The sequence below is a fragment of the Piscinibacter sp. genome, from assembly GCF_050175855.1.
GTDB lineage: Bacteria > Pseudomonadota > Gammaproteobacteria > Burkholderiales > Burkholderiaceae_C > Piscinibacter.
Genome location: NZ_JBFXIO010000198.1, coordinates 1 through 9,328, shown reverse-complemented (window position 1 = coordinate 9,328; position 9,328 = coordinate 1). Strand labels below are relative to the sequence as shown.

General features: G+C 69.7%; 11 protein-coding genes. 9 read left to right on the top strand and 2 right to left on the bottom strand.

Annotated elements, in window-relative coordinates; genetic code table 11:
- From AB7U92_RS15365 to aqpZ, 6 genes are all read left to right on the top strand, one after another.
- The coding region (locus AB7U92_RS15365; RefSeq protein ID WP_428578538.1) for a DUF2855 family protein at positions 1-588 on the top strand (588 nt) is incomplete at its 5' end.
- A complete protein-coding gene (locus AB7U92_RS15360) occupies positions 585-1,337 on the top strand; it encodes an ABC transporter ATP-binding protein (protein ID WP_428578535.1) in 753 nt (250 codons plus the stop codon). The genes AB7U92_RS15365 and AB7U92_RS15360, both read left to right, overlap by 4 nt.
- On the top strand, positions 1,334-2,104 hold the full coding sequence (locus AB7U92_RS15355; RefSeq protein WP_428578532.1) for an ABC transporter permease: 771 nt from the start codon (positions 1,334-1,336) through the stop codon (positions 2,102-2,104). Before AB7U92_RS15360 ends, AB7U92_RS15355 begins: the two co-directional genes overlap by 4 nt.
- Positions 2,105-2,116: 12 nt before the next feature.
- Entirely contained in the window at positions 2,117-3,124 is a 1,008-nt protein-coding gene (locus AB7U92_RS15350; RefSeq protein ID WP_428578529.1) for an ABC transporter substrate-binding protein, read from the top strand.
- Positions 3,125-3,188: 64 nt separating this feature from the next.
- A complete protein-coding gene (locus AB7U92_RS15345; protein ID WP_428578526.1) occupies positions 3,189-4,028 on the top strand; it encodes an HDOD domain-containing protein in 840 nt (279 codons plus the stop codon).
- A 162-nt stretch (positions 4,029-4,190) separates the two neighbouring features.
- Positions 4,191-4,877, top strand: a complete 687-nt coding sequence (gene aqpZ / locus AB7U92_RS15340; protein ID WP_428578523.1) for an aquaporin Z — start codon at positions 4,191-4,193, stop codon at positions 4,875-4,877.
- 27 nt (positions 4,878-4,904) lie between these two features.
- Here the strand turns inward: aqpZ and AB7U92_RS15335 are convergent, their stop codons facing one another.
- On the bottom strand, positions 4,905-5,387 hold the full coding sequence (locus tag AB7U92_RS15335; protein WP_428578521.1) for an Lrp/AsnC family transcriptional regulator: 483 nt from the start codon (positions 5,385-5,387) through the stop codon (positions 4,905-4,907).
- A gap of 138 nt (positions 5,388-5,525) precedes the next feature.
- Here AB7U92_RS15335 and hppD point away from each other — a divergent pair, with 138 nt between their 5' ends.
- From hppD to AB7U92_RS15320, 3 genes are all read left to right on the top strand, one after another.
- Complete coding sequence (gene hppD, locus AB7U92_RS15330; protein ID WP_428578518.1) at positions 5,526-6,641, top strand: 4-hydroxyphenylpyruvate dioxygenase; 1,116 nt, start codon at positions 5,526-5,528, stop codon at positions 6,639-6,641.
- 16 nt (positions 6,642-6,657) lie between these two features.
- Complete coding sequence (gene phhA, locus AB7U92_RS15325) at positions 6,658-7,539, top strand: phenylalanine 4-monooxygenase (protein WP_428578516.1); 882 nt, start codon at positions 6,658-6,660, stop codon at positions 7,537-7,539.
- A gap of 66 nt (positions 7,540-7,605) precedes the next feature.
- A complete protein-coding gene (locus tag AB7U92_RS15320) occupies positions 7,606-8,430 on the top strand; it encodes a hypothetical protein (protein ID WP_428578513.1) in 825 nt (274 codons plus the stop codon).
- Here the strand turns inward: AB7U92_RS15320 and AB7U92_RS15315 are convergent.
- The gene (locus AB7U92_RS15315; protein ID WP_428578510.1) at positions 8,376-9,293 is read right to left on the bottom strand and encodes an esterase/lipase family protein; all 918 of its coding nucleotides are present in this window, start codon (positions 9,291-9,293) and stop codon (positions 8,376-8,378) included. The genes AB7U92_RS15320 and AB7U92_RS15315 overlap by 55 nt on opposite strands.
- Positions 9,294-9,328: the final 35 nt, after the last annotated feature.

The following is a 9,328-nucleotide window of genomic DNA, read 5'->3' as shown; positions in this document are numbered from 1 at the left end:
CTGCTGTCCAGCGCCTCCAGCAAGACCGCCTACGGCACGGCCTTCTGCCTCGCCCAGCGGCGCGGGCAGGCGGGGGCGTTGCGCATCGTCGGGCTGACCTCGGCGGGCAACCTCGGCTTCACCCGCGCACTCGGCTGCTACGACGAGGTGCTGAGCTACGACGAGCTCGCCGGGGTGGACCACACCACACCGGCGGTCTACGTCGACTTCAGCGGCAGCGCCTCGTTGCGCCGCGCCATCCACGAGGGCTTCGGCGAGCGGCTGGCCTACAGCTGCTCGGTGGGCGGCACCCACTGGGACGAACTGGCCGCGAAAGGCGCCGGGCGCGACCTGCCGGGCCCGCGGCCGACGCTGTTCTTCGCGCCGGCGCAGGCCAGCAAGCGCATCGAGCAATGGGGCGCCGCCGGATTGCAGCAGCGGTTGGCGCAGGCCTGGGTGGCCTTCATGAAGCCGGTGACGAGCGCGCAGCCGCCGTGGCTGCGGGTGGTGGAGCATCGCGGCCCGCAGGAGGCCGAGGCGGTGTATCGCGCGCTGCTCGACGGCACGGCCGCGCCGCAGGACGGCCACATCGTCTCGCTGGCCGGATGAGCGAGGCCGTCGTCACGCTCGAGGGCGTCGACAAGCGCTTCGACAACGGCGTGCAGGCGCTGGCGGGCGTCAGCCTGCGTGTCGCGCCCGGCGAGTTTCTCGCCCTGCTCGGGCCTTCGGGCTGCGGCAAGAGCACCGTGCTGCGGCTGGCGGCCGGGCTCGACGCGCCGAGCGCCGGTCGCATCGACGCGCCCGCGCTGCGCAGCGGCGCCGCCGACACCGCCTTCGTCTTCCAGGACCCCACGCTGATGCCCTGGGCCAGCGTGGCCGACAACGTCTGGCTGCCGCTGCGGCTGGCCGGCCTCGGCCGTGCCGAGGCCCGGCCGCGCATCGAGGCCGCACTGGCCACCGTCGGCCTGGCCGACTTCGCGGCGGCGTTCCCGAACGAACTCTCCGGCGGCATGCGCATGCGCGTGTCGATCGCCCGCGCGCTGGTCACGCGGCCGCGGCTGCTGCTGATGGACGAGCCGTTCGCCGCGCTCGACGAGATCACCCGCGGCCGGCTCAACATCGACCTGCTCGCCGCCTGGCAGGCGCAGGGTTTCGCGGCGGTCTTCGTCACCCACAGCGTCTACGAGGCGGTGTTCCTCAGCCAGCGCGTGCTGGTGATGAGCGCACGGCCGGGCCGGGTGATCGACGAGCTGCTGATCGATGCACCCTACCCGCGCAGCGCCGCGTTCCGCCATTCGGCGACCTTCAGCACGGCCTGTGCGCGCCTGGCCGCCGCACTGGAGGCCGCCCACGCATGAACGCCTTGCGCGCCCTGCCGGTGCTGACGATGCTCGCCTTGCTGGGCGGCTGGGAGGCACTGGTGCGGCTCGCGCAGATTCCGCACTACACGCTGCCAGCGCCGTCGCTGGTGCTGCAGACACTGTGGGCGAACTTCGGCTCGCTGGCGGCGAGCTGGTGGTTCACGCTGAAGATCACGCTCGGCGCGCTGGCGCTGGCCTGCGCCGGCGGCGTGCTGATCGCTGCCGTGTTCGCGCTGTCGCGCGGCATCGAGCGGGCCTTGTTCCCGGTGGCCGTGGTGCTGCAGGTGACGCCGGTGGTGGCGATCGCGCCGCTGATCCTGATCTACGTGGAGAGCACCACCGCGGCGCTGTTGCTGTGTGCGTGGATCGTGGCCTTCTTCCCCATCCTGTCGAACACCGTGATCGGGCTGCGCTCGGCAGACGCCAACCTGCGCGACCTGTTCCGCCTCTACCGCGCCACGCCGCTGCAACGCCTGCGCCTGCTGCTGGTGCCCAGCGCGCTGCCCTACTTCATCGCCGGGCTGAAAGTGTCGGGAGGGCTGAGCCTGATCGGCGCGGTCACGGCCGAGATGGTGGCCGGCGCCGCCGGCCGCGAGACGGGCCTGGCCTCGCGCATCCTCGAGGCCAGCTTCCGCACCGAGACGCCGAAGATGTTCGCCGCGCTGCTGCTGCTCGTGCTCACGGGCGTGCTGGTGTTCTGGTCATTCGAGGCGCTGTCGAAGGCGCTGCTCGGCCGCTGGCATGCTAGCGAGCGAAAGGACTGAAGGATCCCTGCCATGACGACACGCCTGCCCCTGCTGCTCGCCGCGCTGATCGCTGCGCCCGCCCTCGCCCAGGACAAAGTGACCTTCGCCACCAACTGGAAGGCCCAGGCCGCGCACGGCGGCTTCTACCAGTCGGTGGCCGACGGCACCTACAAGAGGTACGGCCTGGACGTGACCATCCAGCCCGGCGGCCCGCAGGTGAACAACCGGCCGCTGCTGCCGGCCGGCCGCATCGACTTCCTGATGACCGGCAACCTGCTGCACAACTTCGACAACGTGAAGAACGGCGTGCCCACCGTGGTCGTCGCGGCGATGTTCCAGAAGGATCCGCAGGCGCTGATCGCCCACCCCGGCCAGGGCTACGAGAAGTTCGAGGCGCTGAAGAACGCGCCCGTCGCGCTGATCGCCAAGGACGGCCAGTTCTCCTGGTGGCAGTGGCTGAAGGTCACGCACGGATTCCGCGACGAGGCGCTCAAGCCCTACAACTACAACCTCGGCCCCTTCCTTGCCAACAAGAAGGCGATCCAGCAGGGCTACTCGGTGGCCGAGCCGATCTACGTGGAGAACCAGGGCCGGTTCAAGCCGGTGGTGCACCTGCTGGCCGACCACGGCTTCTCGACCTACTCGACGGTGATCGAGACCCGCGCGGATACGGTGAAGAACAAGCCCGACCTCGTCCAGCGCTTCGTCGACGCCTCCATCCTCGGCTGGGTGAACTACCTCTACGGCAACCGCGCCGCCGCCAACGCACTGATGATCAAGGACAACCCCGAGATGACCGTCGCCGAGCTCGAAGCCTCGGTGGCGCTGATGAAGCAGCAGGGCATCGTCGATTCCGGCGAATCGCTGACCAACGGCATCGGCGCGATGAACGAGGCACGCATCAAGGACTTCCACGAGCAGATGGTCAAGGCCGGGCTGTACAAGCCCGGCGAGGTCGATCTGGCCAAGGTGGCCACCTTCCAGTTCGTTAACAGGAAGGTCGGTGTCGACCTGAAGGCGAAGCTCGGCGGCAAGTGATCACTCTCAAGCCGGGCGCGCGCCGGCCGATAACGGATCACGATCACTGACCTCGGGGTTCGCCATGCCGGACCTGGATGCACCGCTGACCCGACCGCTTCGCGACCTGGCCGCCTGGACCGAGCACTTCCGCCGCGCGGACGTGCCGGTGCTCGCGCAGACTGCCGAGGCCATCGAGGCGATGCGCGAGAACGAGGACGACGTCGATGCCAATGCCATCGGCGAGATGGTGTCCAACGACCCGCTGATGACGCTGAAGGTGCTGGCCTATGCCGCCGCCCACCGGCCGGCACGGGTGGTCACCGACACCGAGACCGTCACCGCCACGCTGGTGATGATGGGCATCTCGCCGTTCTTCCGCGCCTTCGGGCCGCAGCTCACGCTGGAGCAGAAGCTGGCCGAGCACCCCGAGGCGCTCGAGGGCCTCCACGAGGTGATCCGCCGGGCGCACCGCGGCGCCACCTTCGCGCTGGGCTTCGCCGTGCACCGAATGGATCCGGACGCGCCGCTGATCCACGAGGCCGCGCTGTTGCACGACTTCGCCGAGATGCTGCTGTGGTGCCACGCGCCGGCACTGGCCCTGCAGATCCGCCAGGCTCAGCGTGCCGACCCGGCGCTGCGTTCGGCGGCGATCCAGCGCGACGTGCTGGGCATCGAGCTGCACGACCTGCAGCAGGCGCTGATGAAGGCCTGGCGGCTGCCCGAGATGCTTCGCCGCATCAGCGACGACCGCCACACCGAGCAGGCCAACGTGCGCAACGTGCTGCTCGCCGTGCGCCTGGCGCGCCACACGGCGCAAGGCTGGGACAACGCCGCGCTGCCCGATGACGTGGCCGACATCGCCGCGCTGCTGAACCTGTCGCACATGGCGGCGATGCAGCTGGTGCGCAGCATCGAGGCCTGATTCCTTCTTCCGTGGCGCCGCAGCGCCATCCCTGGGAAGAAGTCACGCATCGTTCGGCCTGACCCTGGGCCGCGCCGGCCGGGATGGCCACAGTCCACCTCCGACATCACACACGCGCCGCGGCATCGGGGCCATGCGGCCGGTTCACAGAGGAGAAGGCTCATGAAGGCATGGTTCGCGGAGTTCTTCGGCACGTTCTGGCTCGTGCTCGGCGGTTGCGGCAGCGCGGTGCTGGCCGCGGCCTTTCCGGAGGTGGGCATCGGCCTGACCGGCGTGTCCCTCGCCTTCGGACTGACCGTGCTGACCATGGCCTATGCCATCGGCCACATCTCGGGCTGCCACCTCAACCCGGCCGTGTCGATCGGGCTGTGGGCAGGGGGCCGCTTCGAGGCGGGCCAGCTGCTGCCCTACATCGTGTCGCAGGTGCTCGGCGCGGTGGCCGCCGGCGGCGTGCTCTACCTGATCGCCAGCGGCAAGGCCGGCTTCGACGTCTCGGCCGGCTTCGCCTCCAACGGCTTCGGGGCGCACTCGCCCGGGCAGTACTCGATGCTCGCCGCCGTGGTCACCGAGATCGTGATGACGATGATGTTCCTCATCGTGATTCTCGGCGCCACCGACTCGCGCGCGCCGGCCGGCTTCGCGCCGATCGCCATCGGTCTGTGCCTGACGCTGATCCACCTGATCAGCATCCCGGTCACCAACACCTCGGTGAACCCGGCGCGCAGCACCGGCGTGGCCGGGTTCGTGGGTGACTGGGCCATCGCGCAGCTGTGGGTGTTCTGGGTCGCACCGATCGTCGGGGCGCTGCTCGGCGCCGTGGTCTACAAGGTGATCGGCAGCAAGGATTGACGCTGCTGCACGGGTGCGCTGCCGGGCTCACACCGGCAGCGCGGTCGTGTTCTTGACGCGGTCCAGCACAAAGCTGGTCTTGCAATCTTCCACGCTCGGGTGGCGCAACAGCGTGTCCATCACGAAACGCGAGTAGTGCGCCATGTCCTCCACGACCACGCGCAGCAGGTAGTCCATCTCGCCGGTCAGCGCGGCGCACTCCACCACCTCGGGCCAGGTCTGCACCGCGGCGCGGAACAGGTCCATCGGGTTGCGCTTGTGCACCTCGGCGTGCTTCTCCAGCCGCACGTTGAGGTACGCCGTGAGGCCGAGGCCGACTCGCTCCGGCGCCACCAGCGCCACGTAGCTGGCGATCACGCCGGCTTCCTCCAGACGCTTCACGCGCCGCAGCGTGGCCGAGGGCGACAGGCTCACCTGGGCGGCGAGCACGTCGTAGGTGATGCGGCCATCGGCCTGCAGCGCGCGAAGAATGCGCCGATCGATCGCATCGAGCGGGATCGCGTTTTCCATGCGCCGCATTCTGCAGTTTTCCTGCGCCGATGACCAGATCGGCGCCCGAACTTGCACGAATCCTGCGCGCCGCCGCTCCTACAGTGCGATCCAGCGTTGAGACAGGTCAAACGCAGCCGAACACAGCAGGAGCGCCGCATGAAGTTCACCCCCTGGGACAACCCGATGGGCACCGACGGTTTCGAGTTCATCGAGTACGCGGCACCCGATCCGGCAGCACTGGGCCAGTTGTTCGAGCAGCTTGGCTTCCGCGCCATCGCCAGGCACCGCACGAAGAACGTGCTGCTGTACCGCCAGGGCGAGGTGAACTTCGTCGTCAACGCCGAGCCCGATTCCTTCGCGCAGCGCTTCGCCCGCCTGCACGGGCCGTGCGTCTGCGCCATGGCCTTCCGCGTCAAGGATGCGCGGCAGGCCTACGAGCGCGCGCTGTCGCTCGGCGCCTGGGGCTTCGACAACAAGACCGGCCCGATGGAGTTGAACATCCCGGCCATCAAGGGCATCGGTGACAGCCTGATCTACTTCGTCGACCGCTGGCACGGCAAGGACGGCGCGAAGCCCGGCGCGATCGGCAACATCAGCATCTGGGATGTCGACTTCGTGCCGCTGGACGGCGCCCAGGCCGAGGTGCCGGGCCATGGCCTGACCTACATCGACCACCTCACGCACAACGTGCACCGCGGCCGCATGAAGGAGTGGGCCGAGTTCTACGAGCGCCTGTTCAACTTCAAGGAGGTTCGCTACTTCGACATCGAGGGCAAGCTCACCGGCCTGAAGAGCAAGGCGATGACCAGCCCCTGCGGCAAGATCCGCATCCCGATCAACGAGAGCAGCGACGACAAGAGCCAGATCGCCGAGTACCTCGACCTCTACCACGGCGAAGGCATCCAGCACATCGCGCTGGGCACCAACGACATCTACCGCACCGTCGACGGCATGAAGAAGGCCGGCGTGGCCTTCCAGGACACGATCGAGACCTACTACGACCTGATCGACAAGCGCCTGCCCCACCACGGCGAGAAGCTCGACGAGCTGCGCCGACTGCGCATCCTGATCGACGGCGCCACGCATCAAGGTGCGCCGAACGAACTGCTGCTGCAGATCTTCACGCAGACGGTGATCGGGCCGATCTTCTTCGAGCTCATCCAGCGCAAGGGCGACGAGGGCTTCGGCGAAGGCAACTTCCGCGCGCTGTTCGAGAGCATCGAGCTCGACCAGATCCGCCGCGGCGTGCTGCAGGACCAGACCGCCGCCTGAGGCGCAGGAGACGAGCATGAGCGCCGCCCTGGACTTCCACTCCGGCATCAACCAGGGCGTTGCGCCCGTCACCTACGGCCAGGGCGACCGCCCGCCGCGCGGCGACTACGCCCATGCGCGAGCCGACTACACCTGCGATCAGCAGTGGGAGCGCTACACCGCCGCCGAGCACGACCTCTACCGGCGCCTGTACGAGCGCCAGGCCGCGCAGCTTCCGGGGCTGGCCTGCGAGGAGTTCATCGCCGCGGTGAAGCACCTCGGCGAGCCGAGCCGCATCCCGCGGTTCGATCAGCTGAGCGAGACGCTGCATCGCCGCACCGGTTGGGAGGTGGTGGCGGTGCCGGGGCTGATCCCCGAGGAGGCCTTCTTCGCGCTGCTCGCCGCACGCCGCTTCCCGGTGACGAACTGGATCCGCAAGCCCGAGGAGTTCGACTACGTGGTCGAGCCGGACGTCTTCCACGACCTGTTCGGCCACGTGCCGCTGCTGTTCGACCCGATGTTTGCCGACTACATGCAGGCCTACGGCGAAGGCGGGCTGAAGGCGAGCCGGCTCGAGGCCTGTGAGCGCCTCGCCCGTCTGTACTGGTATACGGTGGAGTTCGGTCTGATCTCGACGCCGGCAGGGCTGCGTGCGTACGGCGCCGGCATCCTGTCGTCGGCGGGGGAACTGCGATACAGCGTCGAGAGCCCCGAGCCGCAGCGCCTGGGCTTCGACCTCGAGCGCATCATGCGCACGCGCTACCGCATCGACAGCTACCAGGCCAGCTACTTCGTGATCGACGGCTTCGCGCAGCTGTTCGAGGCCACGGCGCCCGACTTCACTCCGGTGTATCGGCGCGTGGCCGCCGCCGGCGACCTCGAAGCCGACGCCCGGTTGCCTTCCGACAAGGTGTACTGAGCGCGGCCGTCATCCCCATTGGGGGTGATGGACGTGCCGTCGGGCCGGCAGGACACTGCGCGCCCGATGACGATCGCCCGCACCGAACTCCTGCTCGCGCGCAGCGGCCCGATGGGCCGCCGCTGTGCGCTGGCGCTGCTGGTGGCGCTGGCGGCCGGCGTGGCCGCGGGCCTGCTCGCCTGGGGACCCGTGCGGCTCACTGCCGCCGAGCATCACTATGCCGACCAGCGCAGCTGGGCCGGCCTGGCCAATGCGCTGAACGTGCTGGCCTGCCTGCCGCTGTTCGCGGCGGCATGCTGGGGCGTGGTGGCCACCTGGCGCAGTGCCTGGGGCGCCGAGGTGCGCTTTCCCTGGGTCGGTTTCCACGGCTTCGCGGCACTGTCGGCGCTGGGGTCCGCGATCTACCACGCGGTGCCCACCGACGGCGGCTATCTGGCCGCCCACGGCGCGACCAGCGGTGCGTTCGTGATGCTCACTGCCGGCGTGCTGGCGGAGCGCGTTCACCGAGGTTTCGGCTCATGGCGGGGGCTGGCGGCAGCGCTGCTGCTGATCGGGGTCGGCATGGCCTGGGCGGCTGCTGGCATGGGGACGGAGGACGGCGCCGACATGCGCCCCCTGTTGCTCTTGCAGGTGCTGCCGGTGCTGCTGATCCCGGCCGGCGCCGCGTGGCTGCCCGGCGCGTACACCCAGCCACGCGACTGGCTGGTGCTGCTGGCCACCTACGGCCTGGCCAAGCTGCTCGATCTCGCGGATGCAGCGCTGCTGGCCGGCACCGGCTGGCTCAGCGGCCACACGGCGATGCACCTGGCGCTGGCCGGCGTCGCGCTGTGGATGGCCTACCGCGCGTCCGCTTCCAGGCGGCGCCAGACCTCGCCGAACACCGCCGGCTGATCGGCCAGGTGCACGTGCGCGCTGCCCGGCACGTGGCGATTGTCGGCCCCGGGCAGCGTGGCAGTCGACGGCGGGAAGACGATGTTGTCGCAGTGGCTGTAGAAGCAGGTGAACCGCGCATAGGCCGTCTCGCCTGAGCGCTGGCGTTCCTGGGCCCGCAACGCATCGAGCCAGGCATTGGGCCGGCGCATCTGCAAGCCATTGGGCGTGACACCGAATCGCGCCAGCCAGGTGCCCGCATGCGGCGAGCCGATGGTGAGCACGTGCTCGACCGGCCGGGCCTCGGCGCAGCGCGACAGCCAGGTGCGCACGGCAAGCCCACCCATGCTGTGCGCCACCAACAGCGGCGCGCGCCCGGTGGCCTGGCGCACCTGAGCGACTGCCGCCTCGATGATCGGCAGGTAGTCGTCGATGCGGCCGAACACCGGCTCCAGGTTGACGGCCACGAAGGGCACGCCGGCTCGCCGCAGCCGGCCCATCCAGGGATTCCAGAAGCCGCGGTTGCAGACGAAGCCGTGGACCAGCACCACACCGAGCCGGCCGGCCGCATCGCCCGGCAGATGGTCCGGCTCGGCCTGCGAGCGGAAGGGCTGGCGCCAGCAGAACACCTTCGGTGCCGACCTCACCTCGCCCCACCATGCGCGGATCAGTTGCGCCGGCGTTGCGCGCGGCGCCGGATCGTCGCCGTGCACGAAAGCCAGCAGGCCGAACTCGAGCGCGAGGAACAGCGCATAGCCGAACAGCACCAGCAGCGCACCGGCCAGCGCCCAGGCCCACTGCCCCTCGCGTGCAAACCAGCCCGCCCAGCCCAGCGCCAGGGCCAGCAGGCCCAGCGTGATCGCCTGCTGGAGGCGGGCCAGCATGCGCGATCAGGCCAGCGCCACGTCGCGGCCGCTCA

Coding starts and splice junctions, on each gene's coding strand:
- AB7U92_RS15350 (WP_428578529.1), top strand. CDS start 2,117: ATGACGACACGCCTGCCCCTGCTGCTCGCCGCGCTGATCGCTGCGCCC.
- AB7U92_RS15345 (WP_428578526.1), top strand. CDS start 3,189: ATGCCGGACCTGGATGCACCGCTGACCCGACCGCTTCGCGACCTGGCC.
- AB7U92_RS15335 (WP_428578521.1), bottom strand. CDS start 5,387: ATGGAAAACGCGATCCCGCTCGATGCGATCGATCGGCGCATTCTTCGC.
- hppD (WP_428578518.1), top strand. CDS start 5,526: ATGAAGTTCACCCCCTGGGACAACCCGATGGGCACCGACGGTTTCGAG.
- AB7U92_RS15355 (WP_428578532.1), top strand. CDS start 1,334: ATGAACGCCTTGCGCGCCCTGCCGGTGCTGACGATGCTCGCCTTGCTG.
- AB7U92_RS15315 (WP_428578510.1), bottom strand. CDS start 9,293: ATGCTGGCCCGCCTCCAGCAGGCGATCACGCTGGGCCTGCTGGCCCTG.
- phhA (WP_428578516.1), top strand. CDS start 6,658: ATGAGCGCCGCCCTGGACTTCCACTCCGGCATCAACCAGGGCGTTGCG.
- aqpZ (WP_428578523.1), top strand. CDS start 4,191: ATGAAGGCATGGTTCGCGGAGTTCTTCGGCACGTTCTGGCTCGTGCTC.
- AB7U92_RS15320 (WP_428578513.1), top strand. CDS start 7,606: ATGACGATCGCCCGCACCGAACTCCTGCTCGCGCGCAGCGGCCCGATG.
- AB7U92_RS15360 (WP_428578535.1), top strand. CDS start 585: ATGAGCGAGGCCGTCGTCACGCTCGAGGGCGTCGACAAGCGCTTCGAC.